Origin of the sequence: Sutcliffiella horikoshii, assembly GCF_002157855.1 — a bacterium.
In the GTDB taxonomy this organism is placed as follows: Bacteria; Bacillota; Bacilli; order Bacillales; family Bacillaceae_I; genus Sutcliffiella_A; species Sutcliffiella_A horikoshii_C.
This window is the reverse complement of sequence record NZ_CP020880.1, coordinates 1,695,389-1,715,354: the sequence shown is the minus strand read 5'-3', so window position 1 is coordinate 1,715,354 and position 19,966 is coordinate 1,695,389. Positions and strand designations below refer to the sequence as shown.

Annotated in this window: 16 protein-coding genes; all 16 read right to left on the bottom strand. The window is 39.7% G+C overall.

What is annotated here, in order from left to right:
• Positions 1-26 precede the first annotated feature (26 nt).
• Positions 27-1,730: an alpha,alpha-phosphotrehalase gene (treC, locus tag B4U37_RS08865; protein ID WP_088017934.1), complete on the bottom strand. Its 1,704-nt coding sequence runs from the start codon at positions 1,728-1,730 to the stop codon at positions 27-29.
• A gap of 39 nt (positions 1,731-1,769) precedes the next feature.
• Positions 1,770-3,452: a glycoside hydrolase family 13 protein gene (locus B4U37_RS08860; protein WP_088017932.1), complete on the bottom strand. Its 1,683-nt coding sequence runs from the start codon at positions 3,450-3,452 to the stop codon at positions 1,770-1,772.
• A gap of 65 nt (positions 3,453-3,517) precedes the next feature.
• Positions 3,518-4,933: a PTS system trehalose-specific EIIBC component gene (treP, locus tag B4U37_RS08855; protein ID WP_088017931.1), complete on the bottom strand. Its 1,416-nt coding sequence runs from the start codon at positions 4,931-4,933 to the stop codon at positions 3,518-3,520.
• 58 nt (positions 4,934-4,991) lie between these two features.
• Positions 4,992-5,501: a PTS sugar transporter subunit IIA gene (locus tag B4U37_RS08850; protein WP_088017930.1), complete on the bottom strand. Its 510-nt coding sequence runs from the start codon at positions 5,499-5,501 to the stop codon at positions 4,992-4,994.
• Between the two features lie 139 nt (positions 5,502-5,640).
• Entirely contained in the window at positions 5,641-6,021 is a 381-nt protein-coding gene (locus B4U37_RS08845; protein ID WP_157663755.1) for a CBO0543 family protein, read from the bottom strand.
• 598 nt (positions 6,022-6,619) lie between these two features.
• A complete protein-coding gene (locus tag B4U37_RS08840) occupies positions 6,620-7,102 on the bottom strand; it encodes a hypothetical protein (protein ID WP_010192673.1) in 483 nt (160 codons plus the stop codon).
• A 78-nt stretch (positions 7,103-7,180) separates the two neighbouring features.
• Positions 7,181-8,449 (bottom strand): MBL fold metallo-hydrolase, encoded by a 1,269-nt coding sequence (locus B4U37_RS08835; RefSeq protein ID WP_088017928.1) that lies wholly within the window; start codon positions 8,447-8,449, stop codon positions 7,181-7,183.
• 67 nt (positions 8,450-8,516) lie between these two features.
• Complete coding sequence (locus tag B4U37_RS08830; RefSeq protein WP_088017927.1) at positions 8,517-10,724, bottom strand: alpha/beta hydrolase; 2,208 nt, start codon at positions 10,722-10,724, stop codon at positions 8,517-8,519.
• A gap of 21 nt (positions 10,725-10,745) precedes the next feature.
• A complete protein-coding gene (gene panF, locus B4U37_RS08825; RefSeq protein ID WP_088017926.1) occupies positions 10,746-12,209 on the bottom strand; it encodes a sodium/pantothenate symporter in 1,464 nt (487 codons plus the stop codon).
• The gene (locus B4U37_RS08820; RefSeq protein ID WP_088017925.1) at positions 12,206-12,496 is read right to left on the bottom strand and encodes a YhdT family protein; all 291 of its coding nucleotides are present in this window, start codon (positions 12,494-12,496) and stop codon (positions 12,206-12,208) included. Before B4U37_RS08820 ends, panF begins: the two co-directional genes overlap by 4 nt.
• Before the next feature lie 438 nt (positions 12,497-12,934).
• On the bottom strand, positions 12,935-14,101 hold the full coding sequence (locus tag B4U37_RS08815; RefSeq protein ID WP_088017923.1) for an acyl-CoA dehydrogenase family protein: 1,167 nt from the start codon (positions 14,099-14,101) through the stop codon (positions 12,935-12,937).
• 67 nt (positions 14,102-14,168) lie between these two features.
• Positions 14,169-14,705, bottom strand: coding sequence for a DUF6241 domain-containing protein (locus tag B4U37_RS08810; RefSeq protein WP_010192657.1), 537 nt, complete (start codon positions 14,703-14,705; stop codon positions 14,169-14,171).
• Positions 14,706-14,857: 152 nt separating this feature from the next.
• Entirely contained in the window at positions 14,858-15,304 is a 447-nt protein-coding gene (locus tag B4U37_RS08805) for a pyridoxamine 5'-phosphate oxidase family protein (RefSeq protein ID WP_088017922.1), read from the bottom strand.
• Between the two features lie 144 nt (positions 15,305-15,448).
• Positions 15,449-16,693, bottom strand: coding sequence for a D-alanyl-D-alanine carboxypeptidase family protein (locus tag B4U37_RS08800; protein WP_010192654.1), 1,245 nt, complete (start codon positions 16,691-16,693; stop codon positions 15,449-15,451).
• 199 nt (positions 16,694-16,892) lie between these two features.
• On the bottom strand, positions 16,893-18,485 hold the full coding sequence (locus B4U37_RS08795; RefSeq protein WP_245840073.1) for a M2 family metallopeptidase: 1,593 nt from the start codon (positions 18,483-18,485) through the stop codon (positions 16,893-16,895).
• Positions 18,486-18,545: 60 nt separating this feature from the next.
• Positions 18,546-19,433, bottom strand: coding sequence for a GNAT family N-acetyltransferase (locus B4U37_RS08790; protein ID WP_088017921.1), 888 nt, complete (start codon positions 19,431-19,433; stop codon positions 18,546-18,548).
• Between the last annotated feature and the right edge of the window lie 533 nt (positions 19,434-19,966).

Below are 19,966 nucleotides of genomic sequence, written 5' to 3'. Positions count from 1 at the left end.
TTCTACCACCTACAGCTATTGTAGCACTACTTTTTCAGGTGATAAACGATGGATTCGTATGGACGAAGGGTTATTTCATTAAACTGACTGTTAGAATCTTCATAGTTGCTTACTAACACTTCTGACTTGTAGCCATCCACATCAATATCCACTGGCAGCACAAAAGAACTTTCTTTGCCATAATAATTGCTTACCACAAGAAGTTTTTCATTCTCACAATTACGGATATAGGCAAAGATTTGCGGATCATCTCCTGAAATCAATTGAAAATCTCCATGTGTGATAACATCATAGTTCTTGCGTAGTTCAATTAACTTTTTATAATGATAGAAAACGGAATCTTCGTCATTCAAAGCCGTTTCTGCGTTAATTTCTTTATAATTACTTGCTACTCCAATCCAGGGTGTGCCATTTGTAAACCCTGCATTTTCTTCTCTATTCCACTGAACTGGCGTTCTGGAATTATCGCGGGACTTATGGCGAAGAATCTCCAATATCTCCTCCTCACTCATACCTGCTTCCTTCTTTAAGTTGAAAATATTTAAGGACTCCACGTCCCGGTAGTCACTAATTTTCACAAACCCTGGGTTGGTCATTCCAAACTCTTCTCCTTGATAAATGTAAGGAGTACCTCTCATCATATGCATGCTTGTTGCTAGCATTTTTGCTGATTTATTGTGATATTTGCCATCATCACCATAGCGGGATACGACACGAGGTTGATCATGGTTGCACCAGAACAAGGCATTCCAACCGCCGCCTTTTTCCATCTCAATTTGCCATGTAGATAAAATATCCTTTAATTGTTGGAAGTCAAAATCTGCAACAGACCATTTTTCTCCATTCGGATAATCCACTTTTAAATGATGGAAGTTAAATGTCATGCTGAGCTCGTTTCGATCTGGTCGAGTGTATTTGATACAATGATCAATTGTGGTAGAAGACATTTCCCCTACTGTCATGCTGTCATATTTTGAAAACACTTTTTCGTACATTTCATTCATATATTCGTGAACGCGTGGCCCGTCTGTGTAAAATTTACGACCATCGCCTGGAGGCACCGATCCGTCATCATCCGGAAAACTCTGGTCTTTGGAAATGAGATTAATTACATCTAACCTAAACCCATCCACTCCCTTTTCAAACCAAAACTTCATCATATCATAGACTTGTTTGCGAACTTCTTCATTCTCCCAATTCAAGTCTGCTTGCGTCACATCAAATAGATGCAAATACCATTGACCTGTTTTTTCATCATATTGCCAAGCATTGCCGCCAAACTTGGATTCCCAATTTGTTGGTTCGCTGCCATCTTGCTTGCTGTCTTTCCAAATATAAAAATCGCGATACGGGTTATTATCTTTCTGTTCTATTGATTTCTGAAACCATTCATGCTCGGTGGATGTATGGTTCACGACAATGTCCATGATAACTTTTATTCCTCTATCATGCGCTTGGGATAAAAGCTGATCAAAATCTTCCATCGTTCCGTATTCTTCGTGAATGGAAAAATAATCGCTGATATCATAACCATTATCTTTTTGCGGTGATTTATTAATAGGAGTCAACCAAATAACATCCACTCCAAGTTCTTTTAAGTAATCAAGCTTCTCAATAATACCTTGGATATCACCTACTCCGTTTCCTGTAGTATCATTGAAGCTTTTTGGATAGATCTGATAAACAACAGACCTTTTCCACCACGGTTCTTGTTCTATTATTTTGCTCATCTTCAAGCACCTCTTTTTCTATATTTTAATTAATAGATGTTAATTCAATAAATACACTCGTGCTTCATAAGGCTGCAAAGTGAATTCAGCAATATTACTTTGTTCTTCTACCGTATAGTTGCTTACTAATAGTTGTTTGGTCATGAAATTAATATCTCTTGGTAGCTTGAATGTTGGCTCTTTATCATAGAAGTTGCAAATCACTAGCAGCTTTTTGTCTTGATAACTTCTAACATAGGAGAAAATCTCCGGATCATCCTCAAGTATCAATTGGTAATCCCCGTAAACGATCAGTTCATTTTGCTTCCGCAATTGAATCAGACGTTTGTAATAGTTAAAGATAGAATGTTCATTATTTCTTTCCGCTTCTACGTTGATAGATTTGTAATTAGGGTTGACGGCCATCCATGGTTCCCCGCTAGAAAAGCCAGCGTGATCCTCATCATTCCATTGCATTGGAGTTCTGGCATTGTCCCTGCTTTTTTTGAAAATACTCTCCATCACTTCCTCTTCACTCCATCCCTGCTCTTTTAAGTCAGAATAAGCTTGAAGAGTTTCAATATCTTTGTAAGATTCGATTGAATCAAATCGTACATTTGTCATGCCGATTTCTTCACCTTGGTAGACATATGGAGTACCTTTCATCATATGAAGAAGCGTAGCCAGCATTTTAGCCGATTCTATGCGGTAATCCCCGTCATTTCCAAATCTTGAAACAGACCTTGGTTGATCATGGTTATTATAATAGAGACTGTTCCAGCCGCCTTCTGCTAGAGCATACTGCCACCTTGATAAACTCTGTTTGAGCTCAATTAAATCTAGTTCCTGCAAGTCCCATTTCCCATTTGGTCCATTATCCAATCCCATATGTTCAAATTGGAACACCATGTTCAGTTCATTTCTTTCTTCACCTGTGTAGTCTTTTGCTTGATCTGGAGTAACCCCGGGCATTTCTCCGACGGTCATGACATCATATTGGGATAATACTTTCTCATTCATTTCTTTCAAATAATCATGAATCTTTGGGCCGTTACGGTAGTACTTACTTCCTGAAGCATATTTTTTCCCGTTTTTAATCTCTCCGTCAGGGAAGTTATCTACTTTAGAAATAAAGTTGATGACATCCATCCTAAAACCGTCAACACCTTTATCCAACCACCATTTCATCATGCGATACACTTCTTCACGAAGCTGTTCGTTTTCCCAGTTTAGGTCTGGCTGTTTTTTGGAGAATAAGTGCAAGTAGTAATCTTTTGTTTCTTCATTGTATTCCCAAGCAGAACCTCCAAAATTGGATGCCCAGTTGTTCGGCTCCTTGCCGTCTCCTTTTGGGTCCCTCCAAATATAATAGTCACGATACGGATTATCTCTAGATGTTTTCGCCTGCATAAACCACTTGTGCTCATCAGATGTATGATTGACCACTAGGTCCATAATCAAACTCATTTCTCTCATATGTACCTGCTGTAACAGCTCTTCCCAATCTTCCATTGATCCGAACTCGTCCATTATTTTCATGTAGTTACTAATGTCGTATCCATTATCATCATTTGGCGATTCATACACAGGTGAGAGCCATATGGTATCGATACCAAGCTCCTTCAGATAATCCAGCTTCATAATAATACCTTGGATATCACCAATTCCATCGCCGTTGGAATCCATAAAACTACGAGGATAAATTTGATATACGACACTTTCCTTCCACCAAGAATGCTTCATCTATCAATCTCTCCCTTCATAATTGAAAAAATTGTAAAAAGGGGTCCAACCCCTTTTTACAATCTCTACGCTTCTTTTCTCATTTTCACTTTTGCTATTAAAAAAGTAATGACAAATGGTACAACAAGCACAATTCCCATTCCAAGGAAGAAAATTGGCCAGTATTCCGCCATAATGGAGAAGAATGCAGGTATTCCACCAACCCCAATGGACGGAGCTTTTACTCCTGCAATGGTGATGATGATTCCTGCAATGGCAGATCCAATCATTGCTGCGAAGAATGGATAGCGGAAACGTAAGTTAACACCAAACATTGCTGGTTCTGTAATCCCCAACCAAGCAGAAATGGAAGATGTTAACGCCAATCCCTTCAGCTTCTCATCTTTCGTCGCAAGCATCATGGCAAAGGCAGCTGAACCTTGTGCGATGTTAGACAGGGCAACCATCGGCCATAAGAACGTTCCACCAATAGTAGCAATAAGCTGAAAATCTACTGCAAGGAAAGTATGATGCATCCCTGTAATAACTAACGGTGCATATAAACCACCATAAATAAGTCCACCTAGTGCCGGTACTGCATCAAAAATTCCGACAAAGCCGTTCGTCAGGAAATTACCGATTGCAAATGTAACAGGACCGATGGCTACAAATGTCACGAAGCCTGTTAATAATAAAGTGATTGGCGGTACGATAAGCATATGAAACGCATCACTTACACGTTTGGATAAAAATTGTTCTACTTTAGCCAATACAAATGCTGCAACAAGCACAGGCAATACTTGTCCTTGGTATCCGACTTTTTCAATCTCTAATCCGAAGAATTTCCATGTTTCAACTGCTCCATCTTCTTGTGCTTCCGCATATCCCCATGCATTAAGAAGATCAGGGTGCACAAGCATAAGTCCAAGCACAATCCCTAACAGTTCACTGCCACCAAAACGTTTTGCGGCGGACCAACCAATCAGCCCCGGCAAAAAGACAAAGGCGGTATTGGCTATCAGGTTAATGATACTTGCAATATCCGACCATTCTGTATGAACATCAATAACAGATTGTTCATCATAAAAGATACCAGGACCTGTTAATAAATTGTTTATCCCCATTAGTAGACCTGCTGTAACAATGGCAGGCAGTATTGGAATAAAAATATCCGCCAAAGTTTTTATGGCACGCTGCAAGGGATTCAAGTTGGATTCGGCAGCCTTCTTCACCTCATCCTTTGAGGCCTCTCCAACACCGGTAATGTCTACAAACTCTTTGTAAACCTTATTGACCGTTCCTTGTCCGATTACAACTTGGAATTGACCATTAGTGGAGAAAGAACCCTTCACCACATCAATGCTTTCTAACGCTTTTTGGTCTACCTTACTTTCATCATGCAAAGCCAAACGGAGTCGAGTCACACAATGTGTGGCTGCGCTAACGTTTTCTTTTCCCCCTAAGGCTTGGACAATCTCTTCCGTCTGTTTTCTTATGTCCATTTTTGTTTCCTCCTGTATGCCTTCTCTATTCGTTTAAAAATCTAATATTAGGTGATACTTAATTTTTCATTGTAAGATGAAATAATTCCGTTTGGCCTTTTACAGCTTCAGCCATGGATTTCTTATTAAGGCTCTCGACATTTTCACCATTTGTTATGACGATAGGAGTGATAATATCAGCTGCCTTTTCTTTGATAAGATCGATATTAAAAGTAATCAATTTGTCCCCAGCTTTTACTTTATCGCCCTCTTTTACATGCCCTTCAAAACCTTCTCCATTCATGGACACCGTCTCAAGCCCAACATGGATAAGTATTTCCGCACCAGAGAGGGAACGAATACCAATTGCATGTTTTGTATGGAAGAACTGCACGATTTCTCCATCAACTGGTGAAACCACTTCTCCTTCAGATGGAACAATTGCCAACCCATCTCCCATCATTTTCTGTGAAAACGTTGGATCTGGAACCTCACTCAACTCTGTCACTCTTCCACTCAATGGTGCAAGGAAGGTTTCCTCTGCAGGAGTTTCGGTGGTTTCTTTCATTCCGAATAGTTTTTTGAACATGATAATCCCTCCAAAATAGTAGATATATTTTTTCTTTATAAGATAATCTAATTCACTCGAAAAACGCTTACATTTTTACAACAACTTGTATATACATGTCGATGTAAATTAGTCTAACTTGTATATACATGTTAGTCAACTAAAAAGTAGTCTGCTTCTTTTTTATAAAAAAGAAAAGGCTTCTAGTGGCAATTGCCAAAAAAATAAAGGCGAAAAATGATTTCGTGTGGGACCATTCTTTCAAATCCAGCATGCCAAGCATTAGAAAGAGTGGTTCAAAAATAAAAGATAGTACTGCTGCAGATATTACACTGCCAATGACAAATGATTTCCATGTAGACGTATACTGGTAAAGGAGCATATACATGACAGGAATAACTGCTGTATCTGCTGGGAGCAGTGTTTGAATGTCATTGTTTAATTTAAAGGGGTAGCTCCACTTCCCATATTCTGTCCCGAGTATATCCAGCCACGTCGCCATTGCAGCCCAAAAGAGACCAAAGGCCAGAACCTCGAACATTCTAGATTTTTCCACTACCCTCAACCATAACAACCATGGCCAAAATATGGAGGCGAATAGCAACCACCAGCGGGGATCGGCAATTGAGCTTAGAACTATCCAATTGTATAGGTAGTTAAAATTGACAATCTCCATTATGTACATTCCCTCTCTTTATCACCTTAAACACCTTTATTAACGGTCACAAGTTGTTTTATTTTCCCCTACTGCACTTAAATTACTCTTTTTTCTGATAATACAATAAAGAAAAAACTGGCCAAAATGCCCCTTAATAGCCGCTGTTGATTTCCGCAAATGGCTTCGCTTTCCTAGGGGCGCTGCTGGAGCCTCCTCGGCTACGTCTGTGGGGTCTCCACCTAGCGCTATTTCCCTCAGGAGACTTCGTCTTTTGCTCCAATCAACAGCTGAAAATTACGAAAAAGAAATGTTATTACTTATTAAGTTAACTCAGTAAATGCCTTTTCATAAACCTTTAAGTAATAGAAGTCACCTTGTTGATTGGAGCGGAAGGCGCGCAGACGCCCGCGGGCAAGCGAAGCGCCTGGAACGGAAATCAACCGTCTTGTAATACAAAAAAACACTGCAGGTTATGCAGTGTTTAGAGTGATATGGTCGTCGTTATTGGGAGGAAGGAGAATATTTTGAATGTTATTTTGACTTTTTCTGCAGCTTCTACACTTCCTTCCCTTTTTTGGTCTGTAATGTAGATGCTATAAATTTCTTCTTTTTTGGAAGTGTCACTTGGAATCGTGACCTCCTCTAATTCCTCAAACTCCTCTGTTTGCGTCGTCATAAATGACTGATCTAGGCTGGAATTACCCCCACTATATACTCCTTTCAGTTTAATGCTGTATGCAGTGATGGGTAGCTCTTTTTCTTGGCCGTCAACCATGGAAGCGCTGGATACTTTAATTGGCATGACGTATGGATTCTGCAGGCTTAATGACACGCCGTTTTGATTTGATTCTTTTACTGCTGATGCAATAACTTCTTCCTTGGTGGTATGGATGTACAGCATAAATAAGAAAAGACTAATTATTAGTGCTAGTGTCAGACGAACTGGTTTTTTTAATTTTCTCAATTTTTCAAGGCTCCTCGTTTTGGCTTTTAGATATTGGCTCTTATCTACTTACATAACACCATTCGAGAGATTTAAAACCTATTCGTCCTTCGCACCTGCTTCATATTCATCCACCAAATCTCCTTGATCATCATAAAGCTGGGCTTTATCTCCATTATTATTCCATAAATGATCACTGAGCCAATGGATATATTTTTTAAAATGTTGCTTATGTGCACCTGAAGCAATATAAATGGTTTCGCCCGGTTGTAGCTTATAATTTTCAGGGAAATCAAATGTTTGATATCCTTTCTTACTGACAAGCTTCCAATAGGACATATCAACCGTTTCAGCGCTTTTATTTTCTAATGTAACCATTTCTTCTTTTACGTCCAAGCCTGTGATGACAATCGATTTCTTCGTTTCTTGCTTTTGTTGATTAGCATATAGCCATGGACGATTGTTGACAAATAAAAGCTTTCCATCTGTTGAAAAAACAATACTTCCAGACTCAGCAGTATTGTAAATATCTGCACCGCTCTCAATCAATCTGTTTAAAACCGGCAAATGCGGATGATGGAAGTCATTATTTTTCCCGGCGGATATTACGGCGATTTTAGGCTGGACATCCTTCAAGAACGAGGCGGTAGAGGAACTGTTAGAACCATGATGCGCAACCTTTAAGATGGTCGATTCAAGGTTATATTTCCTGCTCATTCTCTTTTCTTCTTGTTCCTCAGTATCTCCCATCAAAAGAAACTTCATCTCTCCATATGTAATATGAAGGACAATAGATGCATTGTTTGTTTCTTTTTCTTCGGAACCGCTGTTTAACACCTTAATTTTCAAATCCGGATCAATGTCCAACTTCATTTTTTCTTTTGCATATTGAACAGGGACGATGTTGTTCCATACGTATTGTTTGTATTGAATAAATGTTAAAGTTGTATGGGCCTTGCCGCTGTCTAATATTTTCTTAACAGGTAGCTTTTCGAGTAAGGATGGAATGCCTCCAATATGATCAAAGTCAGGATGAGTGATGACTAACAAATCAATGGACGTCACGCTTACCTTTTTTAAATAAGCAAGCAGCTTTTTCGACGATTCTTTTGGTCCTGTATCTACAAGTATGTTGGAACCATTGGGGGTTTGCAAGAGGATTGCGTCTCCTTGCCCCACATCAATAAAGTGAACAAGCAAAGGGAGGGAAACAATATTGCTGTCTTTCGGTCTTTCTATTTCATAAAGAAATGAGGATGCATCTTTTTGATTAATGGAAAGTGGTGTCAAAGTACTTGACTCAGAAGCATTTAGAGGCTGAAGAAGAATGGAGAGAAGCAGCAGTATGATAATTTTTTTCAAGTTCAACCTACTCTCCCCCTTTGTAATCTGTCTATATTTACTATGAGGGAGAGCGGGTATTTTTATTCATTGATTAGTTGTTAAAGCCGATGTTATCTAAGAAAATCAAACCACTTTCGGTCTGGTTGAATTCAAAGGTAACCTCTTCTATCTGTGAGTAATCTATATCAGGAAAGTTCTCTTTTAAATAATCCAAAGGAATACCGTATGTTTGAAGCATTTGTTCATATTGATTACCATAACGTTCGTTCCACCAATCAAAACGGTACAAGGTAGTAGTATAGGTAGGTTCGATGTAAATAGTTTTTCTTACTCTACCATCAAAGTCCGCCATTCCCTTTGCTTTGACACTTACTGATATAGGAACGGCTTTATCTTCATATCCTTCCGGTAGATCGATAGAATAAAAATCATAACGAGTTGGATGGGCCTGTACTGCGTCAAACCTCAATACCGTTTCTTCTGAGAAGTTATCGGCAGCCCCTTCAGGCAATGTGATGGTATATCTACTATTTTTATTTGTCCAACCTAGCTTTACTACCTGATTATTTTGCTGTTCTTTGTTTCTTTGAAGTAAATTTATCTCCTTCCACACACGAAGGTTATTTCCATGTAACCTACCGCCGTCTTGGGTAGTTTTGGTTACATCTGCATCCTCCTCAAATGTAGCGATAGATTGAAAGTCCCGATCCTCAAAACGCATTCTAAGCGGATCGGTTGGAATCCACGATGAAGCAATCTCCTTATTAGAAAAAACTTCACGGTATTCACGTTTCCCTTTTAAAGTGGCGTCAAGAAAGGAAGAAACATACACTTTGGTGATTTCTCTTTGCATATCCGGAGCCATTATTTCTTTCCGATTCATAAACCACCAATACGGGCTTGGCTGATCCACTTCCCAGTCAGAATTGAATTGGCCGTGATTGGCTCCATTGATATAAATGCTGCTTTTGAACCCGTCAAAGTCATCTGTGAAAGATATCCGCTGAAATTGTCTCATACCAAGGTAATTCGTATGGTCGGTATCATTCCCACCTTGAAGGGTAAGGTAATTGACGTCTTGCAGGCTAACTGGCTGATCTCCAGGTTTGAACCGGCCATCACCAGGCGATAATCCAATCAATGACTTTATGGAAAAATCAAAGTTCAAACTTACTTTTGCGTTATTCGGAAACCGATCAAGCTCATTGAAAAGCTGAGCGGTACTAACAGCTTCCCCTCCCCTCGAATGGCCGATGAGAGCAATATTATCCATGTCCACTTTATTGAATAGCGCATGTGTTTTGTTTTCGTTCCATGACTGCCACAGTTCTAAATGTTTCAATAACAGCCATGCCCTGCCTGCATTATCCCAGCCGATATGACCTGTTTTTCCGGAGTTGATGAAATTCTGGTCCACTGAGGCAACAATATACCCTTTACTTGCAAGCATTTCTCCAAGATAGGCGTATCCATCATCGGAAAAATCGGCCATATTATGATTACCATGAACGATTAACACGAGAGGATATGGTTCTTCTTCTTCATTTTCAGGCATCCACACTCGACCATTCAATGGGGCATTGTATAAATCAAAGCCCCAAAACCATTCACGATACCATTTATTCAAGCCTTTAGGCTGGGCAACAAATGACGACATATTGACAGAATGAGACTCAAATTTCACATTTCTATATTCTTCCCTGCGTTCATCCTTGCCACTTCCATATGTAAAATACTGTACTTTGGCATCTCCACTATCAGCCGGATTTGGTAAAGCTGTTGCATTATTCTCTATTTCAAGTGACCAAGGACCTTCCTTCCCATCTGTAACTACTAGATAGGCAGCAGCTACGTGCAAGCCTAACGTAATAAAACCAAAAAAGACAAAAAATGCTTTTTTCTTATTCCGAAATAAAAAAGCAGTTACTCCTAAGAATACAGACAGCACTAGAATGGTAAAACCCATTAACCGGAAAAACGGACCCATAAATGCGCCAACACTATATATCACAACGATACAAGCAACCATGACAGCCACCAGAATTCTTGGTAATCCTCCTAAAATGTTCAAGAGGACTAAAGTTATTCCTAGGCCTAACACTAATGCCAATAAACCCGTACCTACAATTAATAGGATATCAAACCATTTTCCAGCACCGGTAAAAAAGAAATAACTTAATACGATTACAAAAATGGATATATAAAGGATAAGACTTATTACAAGATACCTACTGCTTTCCCGCATAAAGCCACTAGCTTTTTCTATACTGTTATTATAAAGCTGTTTGAGCTTGTCCATTTTTAACTCCTACTCATTTAATTAAAGCAAATATTTGTTTATAATTTCTTGGTGTTCCTGCCTCTTTCGATTTCTTCCTACAATGCTACACATTATATATGCCAAAAGAGAAAGCATCACTGGTATTACGACACTATGCATTCCAAATGCATCAGGGTAATATATTGTAATTCCTATATAGGTAAATACCCCTGTAAAAATGGAAGCTAAAGCTCCAACTGCGTTGCCAGCTTTCCAATAAAGACCCAAAACCACCGGCCAAATAAAGGCCGCTTCCAATCCACCAAAGGCAAATAGATTTAAGGTAATAAGGAATGCCGGCGGATCAATGGCCATAAAGAACACAAGTACTCCTACGACAGCTGTTACGCCTATGCTTATCCTCTTGATATTTTTTTCCGGAGCGTCAGGACGAATATAATTTAAATATACATCCTTCACAATGGAAGAACTCACAATTAGCAAAAGGGAGTCAACCGTTGACATGATCGCAGCCATCGGTGCTGCCAAGACAATTCCTGCTAACCAACCCGGCAAAACATGCAGGGCTAATAGTGGCATGACAGTATCTGGAGTATCTAATCCAGGTAAAACTGCTCTTCCAAATACACCTGCCAAGTGCATGCCTAGCATAATAAATCCTACGACGATGGTACCAATAATCAACGCTGCATGCATCGCTTTTGAGTTTTTATATGACATCGCCCTGATAGCCACTTGTGGAAGGCCCACTACGCCAACCCCCACCAGGATCCAAAAAGAAGAAACATATAATGGCGTCAGAGACCCATCTGCTCCAAAAGGGGTAATAAGATTAGGATTTTCCGCCATTAAATCACTCATGATTGTAGGAATGCCGCCACCTGCAATGATGGTTCCTGCCAATATGACAACGGTACCGACCACCATGATAATTCCCTGCATCCCATCTGTAATGGCGACCGCACGGAATCCACCGATGATCACATATACCAATACGGAAGCAGCAAAGACAAATAATGCAGAAATATAAGAAAGACCAGTTATTGACTCAATCAATCTTGCCCCGCCTATCCATTGTGCTGCCATCGCGGAAAAAAGGAAAAGAATGATGCTGCTTGCAGATAATAATACGACCCACTTACTCTGATATCTTTCCTTTAAAAAATCAATCAAGGTGATGGCTTTCATTTTTCTTGCGATAATGGCGAATTTCTTACCTAAAATCGTTAAAACAAAATACCCTGTCACCACTTGTATCATTGCCAACAGTACCCAACCGAGTCCTGTCTGGTAGGCAATTCCCGGTCCTCCAATGAAACTGGAGGCACTTCCATACGTTGCAACCATTGTCATTGCCAGCAACAGTCCGCCAAGCTCTCTCCCCCCAAGGAAATAATCTTGGACAAATGAAGAGGAATTTGCTAATTTCCTAGATGCAAAAACTCCAATAAGAAAAATAATAATGAGAAATATCAACAAAGGAATGATCACTTGCAAGTTCATGGGCGATCTCCTTCTTCATCTGACTCTAAAGGAAGATCCTGAAAAAAGAATCGAACAACTAGAATGACGAGTATAATGATGAAGAAAAAGCCCAGAATACAACTATAAAAAAACCAAGCGGGAAAACCTAATATATATGTATATGATTCGACTGGCTTTGATCCAAAACCGTAAGCAAAACCGTACCACCAAGCAAAATGAAAAAGAACAATCGCAATCCCAATCCATGCTTCTCTATGTGCAATGGGGTAGCGCCAATCTCCTTTTCTCTTCTTGTTTTCGTGCATAAAATCACTCTCTTTTTAATTCATTATGTATCTCTAAAAAAACATTTATTTATAAAAAAACTCTAGTTACTGGATGGATGCACTGTTCCTCTCCGCAAATGCCTTCGCTTTCCGCGGGACGGTGCTTGAGCCTCCTCCCAACGCTTCAGGGGTCTCAACCTACCGTTTCTCCCCCGCTGGAGTCTACGCCATTTGCTCCAATCCACAGCTAGAAACTACTAGAACGAAATAATACTATTTTTTCAGTTAACTCCGTTAGATGATTCTCACAAGCCCTAAAGTAAAAGAAGTCACCTTGTTGATTGGAGTGGAAGACGCGCAGACGCCCGCGGGAGGAAGGGACAGGTGAGACCCCGGAAGGCAAAGCCTGAGGAGGCTCACGGACCGCCCGCAGGCAAGCGAAGCGTCTGGAACGGAAATCAACGGAAACACGCTTTCTTAACTTTCTTTTAAAAAAGCCTGCTTTGCAAGCAATTCCATCGTAATTTCATCTGCAGGGGGATTGTGAAGGCCTGCTCGGACGTCGCGATAATGGCGTTGAAGAGGATGTTCCGCATGCAGGCTTTGGGCGCCGACTATCCGCATCGCTTCATCAACAATGGAAATGGCACTATTTATTGCAACAAGTTTAGCTGTGGCAAGCTCACCAATAAGTTTATCGCGTTTGTCAGGCTCTTCATCCCATAGTCTCGCCACGCTGTACAATAAATGCCTGGCTGCAGTCAATTCCACATCCATCTTTGCAACCCGTTCTCTTACTTTCGGTACTTCCCTAATAGGATGAGGAAGGCTGTTCGGATGATACGAATCAGCAAATGAAACTGCCTCGTTTCTTGCCGCTATTGCTATGCCTAAGTAACAAGCGGGTATATGTAGTAGCCACCCTTGTGGTTTTGGTGATTTTTTCTTTTTTATATACAAAAGTGCTTCTTTACTTGCCATGACTTCTGATAACACCAAATCGTCACTTCTAGTGGCTCTCATGCTCATAGAGTTCCACGTTTCTTCTATTGAGATTCCTTTCAGTTCGCGCGGAAGCAAAAACTCTCCTACATCTTCTGTTCCTTCCACGCTTGCAGATATGATGAAGTAATCCAAGACTGGGGCAAGGGAAGTGAAGTTTTTTCTCCCGTTAATTACCCAACCTCCGTTGGAATGCTTCTTTGCAACCGTTTCAGGTTTTCCCCCTCTTGCAGGACTGCCTGTCTTTATTTCGCTATGTGCACTGTTAATCAATTTTTTGTGCTGAACAATATCCTGGCATACCATTTCATAAATATTCTGCGGCCATGAACGATTAATTCCTTCATTCATCATGATTCCTAAATGCCAACCAAGACTCAGCGCAGTGGGACCATCACCTTGAGCAATGGTTTCCTGCAGTAAAACAAAGTCATAAAGCCCTGCTCCTTTCCCACCATATTTCTTTGGTATGGTTAAATCGAGGACTCCTGCACCCTTAAGCGCTTGGAAATTTTCAAAAGGAAAGACAGCATTCTGATCATAATGACCAGCACGGGTAGAAAAATCCGAAGCCAAAGAAGATGCTAAAGAGTAAATATGTTCTTGCTCTTCTGTTCTTGCAAAACTTCTGATTTCATTCATCTGACATATACCACCTTTGTACTGTGCGAATTACCCATCATTTTACCACAAGGTGATGTTGTATCCATTATTTAAACTTGATATTTGGATTTTTCAAGTAATCTTTTTCTTCTTCTTCTGTCATTACGCCAGTTGCTTTCCCAACAGTCCCATTAAGCAACGACCACACTCGATTATGATCTATGTCAGCTGTGGAAAAGTCCCCTTTCTGCCATTTTGTCAGAATTTCCACATACACTTCTTCATGTTTATAATCGGCTTCTTTTACTTTCTCTAATAGCCAATCAATTCTTTCCGGCGTCATCTTATAGTGTGTCCACTTGCTTTCCGCTTTAACTTTTTGATGGGACATCCAATGAATGTAATTAACAACATGAACCTCATTCAAATTCTTTTTATGATCAAAAGGATTATCTTGTTCGACTGAAATATTTCTTGAAGTGGATATTGTACTAGAAGAAGCTTGATTCCCTTGACTCCCTGTAAGTCCTGTTCCCTGAAATGGTGACGTGTACAAATAATAAGTAATCAGTGCACCTGCCAAAAGAAAAACAGCCACAAAGGGAAGGAGTTTGCCCTTGTTCGATTTAAACCAACTTTTCATAGAAACCCCTTTCATTTAGAAAAATTTACTATTCTATTATTATATATGGAAATGTATGACTTTTCCATGATTCTATTAAATTGGAGAGAGAATATTCAAGACAAACAAAAAGAGCTGCCCTCATTATTTGGACAGCCCTGTTCAGTAGTATATTAGCTTTTCAATAGTGCATAGACTTCTTCATCTAATTTTTTGGCAAGTTCTTCGTCATATGTCTTCACATAGTCAGGTTCCTGCGTTATTTTTCCGCCATAGAAGATAACATCTTCCACAGACTCAACCTCAACAGTTACCACACGATACTTCATTGTTTTATCAATAACTTCGGATACGGAACCTTTACCATTAATGGAATAACAGCTTCCGGCACCTACAACTCCTAAAATCAGATTAGGATTTTCTTGAATATTAAACGCACTCTCCGCTTTATGACCTAAAGCAAATTTAATGGTTTTACCATCTTCATGTGCAACCAGCCATGATACAATGCTTAAATTCGGTTTTTTCGTATCTTTGTCAGTTGTGATTAACGATACGATTTTTTCCCCTTGCAATAAATCAATCAATTGCTCGTTAAGCTCGCTCTCTTTTCTCGGCATATTCCTACCTCCTATTATCTACATATCTCCATTATATACAATCTTTGGACAACTCGCCAAACCCTTATTCATAACCTACCCCACTATTTTAATACAAAACAACGGAGCATCCTGCTGTTCTCACAGAATGCTCCGTTGTTAAACCTACCTATAATAACTGCTTCTTCTAGAATAAACGATAGAATCTGAGTAACGTTGTTGCATTTTCTTTTTCCTTCTTCTTCTTTGGAGCACATTCATAATAAAAAAGAAGATTAATAGGGAGATGAAAATAAAAATGGTTGGTATCAAGCTGCTCTTGGTTCCCGCATCTCCATTTACTGCTGATGAATTAGCCGGATCTGATGAAGTTGCAGTGGGAGCAGGTGTCAAATCATTCCGTTCTTGCTCGACTAACACGTTTTCTTCGAGGTGTTCCCGGTTGCCAATTTTCACAACTAAATCCTTGTCCTTGTTTACACGTAAGTTAATCGTTTCCTCATCCCGCTTCGCTACATGCACGTTTTTCGCAAGCATGTACTCTCTACCTGAAGCGTCTGTAACCATTTCACCTTTTTTGATTTCATCTGTAATAAAATTGGCAAATCCATAATCCAAAAGGGTCATCGTATCTTTATAGATGTAATACTTAGACGCAGCCTTCATGGTAACCACAATAAGATCCATACCATCCCTTTTCGCAGAAGTGACCAGTGTATGACCTGACTCCGGAACATACCCGTTCTTCACACCAGTTGTCCCTTCATAGTCCCATAACAATCGGTGATGGTTAAACAACGTGGTCTCCCACCCTTCACCTATCCATTCCATTTCCTTTGTTCCCACAATCTCCCTAAATGTTTCATTCTTCATTGCATACTGGGCGATTTTTGCCATATCCTGTGCAGTTGTTACATGATCAGGATGATATAAACCATGTGGGTTGGTAAAATTAGTATTTTTCACACCAACCTTTTCTTTCACAAACGTATTCATTCTCTTGGCAAAAGCTTTTTCGCTACCATCAAGATGTTCTGCAATAGCAGTGCCTGCATCATTTCCAGAGTTTATCAACAAGCCTTGGACCAACTTCTTAAGTGTAACCTTTTCACCTTCAAGTAAATAGACCCTAGTACCGTCCTGATCTCTCGCATTTTCACTAACGGTTACGATATCTTGTAGGTTCCCCTCTTCAATCGCAATGATTGCTGTTACAATTTTAGTGATACTTGCAGGATACATCTCACGCTTACTATCTTTTTCATATAAAGTATTACCTGATTTAGAATCAATTAATATAACGGACTCACTAAATAAGTCCCCAGGACCTTCTGCATGTACTGTTATTGAATTCCCAAAAACCATAACAAGTAATGGGATAATCACACAAAGTTGTAGTTTTTTTATCATAAAAGAAGACATACCTTTCTACTATATCTATTGTCAGTGTAGTGTTCTGTCATAAAAACTCGAAAAATCTCACTATCTACTATTTTATATTATATTTCTTGTATTTTCATGCAAAAATAAGGTTTTGTTAGAAAAGTCATAAAAACTTAACAAAAAAAAGGGTAAATAGAGGAAATCTCTACTTACCCGGTACTATTTTTCAGTTATTCACTTTTTGGTAGTCGCAATAGGCCTTTATAAAGTGTTCTGGGTTTAGAGGCTCTCCTGTCACTTTCTCAATTTTTTTATTCCAGTGATAGGTTGCTCCCGGTGCCAAAAATTCATCGCGAATAAACGCCCCGACCTTAAGGGAGAAAAACTCCTCAGAAACGTTGTTTTTAATATGTTGATAGAGTTGTGCAGCTGTCAGTTCACCCAACAAGTAGTTCTGATAATAAACCGGAGCAAGAGTAAAATGAATTTTTGCCGCCCAATCCGGATTGTTTCGGTCTTCTGGAGGATGAAGCAATTGAACTTTTTCCACTGTTTCCCACCAAAGAGCGTTAAGGTCCTGATCAGGATTTTCATACAGCTTTCTTTCAAAGAAAACAAACGTAATAATCCATCTTGCAGATATGAGCATTTTCAATTGTTCATGCTTTTCAAGGGATGGCATTAAGGTATCAAGTTTCGCATCGTCTAACTTCAAGAATTTAGAAAGCCATTCTCTGTTTTCCGTCATTTTCCCAAATAACATCGCAATGGACTCTGTTGTTAAAATGTGCGCGAAGCTTCTTAATAGATAGGGAAGATCACGGTTTACATATTTGTTGTATGCTGCATGGCCAAACTCATGTAGCATGGTTCCCATCCAATATGTATTATCGACGTTATTGCAAAGTACACGAATATCTCCCTCTCGGTTCATATCCATGCAAAACGCCGTAGGATTCTTTCCTTCACGCGGATTCAAATCGGATGATGCATACAAACCCTCAATTGGCATATCCATAGAATCGAATGTATCTGCAGTCAATTTTTCTAGATCTTGCCCTTTAAAATATGGATCAAGATTTGTTTGTTCGTTTGCAGGAGCTTCCTGGAAGAAAGGATCGACGTAATGCCAAGGTCGTAATTCTTCCACACTCACTCCGAACTTTTTGGTTAGTTCGTTATCTAATTCGCCTTTTAACCTGCGATAGGTGGTGTCCGACTGGTCTACAAGATTTTCAAACATAGAAAATACTTCTTCCAAATCGAGTTCCTGATTCGCAAACGACATTTCATAATAGTTTCCATAGCCTAACTTCCGTGCTGCTTCGTTTCGTTTTTTTACTAACGTCAATAGCTTTTGCGACACTACTTGCCCCACTTCTTTGCTTGCCTTCCAAGCCTCTTCCCGCTCTTTGCTGTCGGTACTATTCAACAAAATATTTCTGATATCATTGGCTGATAATTTTTTCCCATTTACTTCAGGCAAGTACGTATTAAAAAGGTAGTTCAGCTCTGAGGACATAGTAGACATTTCTTCAATTGTTTCCTTATCCAATTGATTTTCTTTCATTCCATATTCGAGAATTTCTAACTGTCTTTTCTGTTCCATCGTAAGTTCAGGATCTTGCAAGTAGGACTTTACCTGGTTGTAACGATCCTCATTGGCATAAAAAAGGCTGAATTCACTAGAAGCTTTACCGGCTTCTTCCGCCCATTTCTTTTCTCCAGTTGTTTGTGCCATCCATCCAGCATGAGTGGATTTTTTTAATAGTTTCTGAAACTGTTCATTTTGTTCTTCTAAAAACTTTTCAACCATCATGACGATCCCTCCAAAATTAACAAATAATATATGTACTTTGACTATAGCTTTCTATTTAAATTACCCGATATCCACACCTGCTGCTATTGGCTTCTTCATCCAAACTTGGTCCACTTTCGTCGAAAATCCTTTGTCAATAAGATAGTCATACACATTTTTATTGGACGTTTGAAAAAATGCTAACGTACACTGGTAAGATGCTACTGTCGGTGGGAAAAGATGAAAAAATAAAGCTTCCAATACTTTTTCCGGGTCTTTTTGTTCATCATTTATAAAGCAGTGAGTGACGACGATCGCCTTCAAGGTTCCGTCAGGACTATATTGCCTTTTGAACATGGCGTAAGCGGCAGTCTCCCCGTCAGGACCCATCAGCTGTAACGTTAAACCATCTTTCATACACCACCATTGACTTTGCCATGGCGTATCATGACGATAGATGGGTAAAAACTGGGCATCATGTGCCGATGTGATTACTGGATAATATTCCAAGGAATCGTTAAACTCCACTGAAGTTTCTAGGGAAAGGTGTACCACATGATCCACAATCTTGTATCCTTTAGAATCGTATAAGGCAATTGCTTGGTCATTTTTAGAGATCGCTTCCAATGTTGATGTATGGATCCCTTTTGCTCTATAAATCTCACAAGCTTTTTCTACCAATAGCTTCCCAATTCCTTTTTTGCGATGAGTGGCAGCTACCCCAGTGCCGCCATTCCAGGCAATGTGATTATTCCCTATCTTTTTGCTTCCACTTAATAAGAGTCCTATAGGAGTCTCACCATCAAATGCAATGATAGATAAAGAAGCAGATATATTTTCCTGTCCCAATCTAGCAGCAAATCGGTCCACATCCATAGTAGCATCAAAAAAATACCCCTCAAAACCCTTGTTCCATGCTTCAAGTGCTTGATCTAATGTACACTCACTCAAACGTTTAATTTGATACATGTAAATGCCCCCTTACCCCTTCTACTTATAAATGAAGACAACCTAATTACTATCTTATAATAATAACAGAAAAACTTACAGTATATTCTAACAAATAGATTTTTTCTGAAAGAAATTCTGATGATTGGTTAATCGTCGCTATTCCTTTCCGCAAATGGCTTCGCTTTCCGCGGGACGGTGCTGGAGTCTCCTCACAACGTTTCAGGGGTCTCAACCTACCGTTACTCCCCCGCTGGAGTCTTCACCATTTGCTCCATTCCACAGCTAGAGATTTAGTGAAAGTATTGTTATTGGTTATCAGTAACTCGTTAGGTATCTTTTTTTAGCCATAAGTTAAATGAAGTATCCTAGTTGATTGGAGTGGAAGGCGCGAAGACGCCCGCGGGAGGAAGGGACAGGTGAGACCCCGGAAGGCGAAGCCTGAGGAGGCTCACGGACCGCCCGCAGGCAAGCGAAGCGCCTGGAACGGAAATCAACTGGATTAAACCTTTTCAAAAAAAATACAGGTTGGAAATTATGGATTCCGACCTGTA

What these genes read in the sequence shown, in the direction of transcription:
- B4U37_RS08860 (WP_088017932.1), bottom strand. Translation starts at nt 3,452, where the DNA reads ATGAAGCATTCTTGGTGGAAGGAAAGTGTCGTATATCAAATTTATCCT.
- treC (WP_088017934.1), bottom strand. Translation starts at nt 1,730, where the DNA reads ATGAGCAAAATAATAGAACAAGAACCGTGGTGGAAAAGGTCTGTTGTT.
- treP (WP_088017931.1), bottom strand. Translation starts at nt 4,933, where the DNA reads ATGGACATAAGAAAACAGACGGAAGAGATTGTCCAAGCCTTAGGGGGA.
- panF (WP_088017926.1), bottom strand. Translation starts at nt 12,209, where the DNA reads ATGAACTTGCAAGTGATCATTCCTTTGTTGATATTTCTCATTATTATT.
- B4U37_RS08830 (WP_088017927.1), bottom strand. Translation starts at nt 10,724, where the DNA reads ATGGACAAGCTCAAACAGCTTTATAATAACAGTATAGAAAAAGCTAGT.
- B4U37_RS08845 (WP_157663755.1), bottom strand. Translation starts at nt 6,021, where the DNA reads ATGTTCGAGGTTCTGGCCTTTGGTCTCTTTTGGGCTGCAATGGCGACG.
- B4U37_RS08810 (WP_010192657.1), bottom strand. Translation starts at nt 14,705, where the DNA reads ATGAAAAGTTGGTTTAAATCGAACAAGGGCAAACTCCTTCCCTTTGTG.
- B4U37_RS08815 (WP_088017923.1), bottom strand. Translation starts at nt 14,101, where the DNA reads ATGAATGAAATCAGAAGTTTTGCAAGAACAGAAGAGCAAGAACATATT.
- B4U37_RS08805 (WP_088017922.1), bottom strand. Translation starts at nt 15,304, where the DNA reads ATGCCGAGAAAAGAGAGCGAGCTTAACGAGCAATTGATTGATTTATTG.
- B4U37_RS08800 (WP_010192654.1), bottom strand. Translation starts at nt 16,693, where the DNA reads ATGATAAAAAAACTACAACTTTGTGTGATTATCCCATTACTTGTTATG.
- B4U37_RS08790 (WP_088017921.1), bottom strand. Translation starts at nt 19,433, where the DNA reads ATGTATCAAATTAAACGTTTGAGTGAGTGTACATTAGATCAAGCACTT.
- B4U37_RS08820 (WP_088017925.1), bottom strand. Translation starts at nt 12,496, where the DNA reads ATGCACGAAAACAAGAAGAGAAAAGGAGATTGGCGCTACCCCATTGCA.
- B4U37_RS08850 (WP_088017930.1), bottom strand. Translation starts at nt 5,501, where the DNA reads ATGTTCAAAAAACTATTCGGAATGAAAGAAACCACCGAAACTCCTGCA.
- B4U37_RS08795 (WP_245840073.1), bottom strand. Translation starts at nt 18,485, where the DNA reads ATGATGGTTGAAAAGTTTTTAGAAGAACAAAATGAACAGTTTCAGAAA.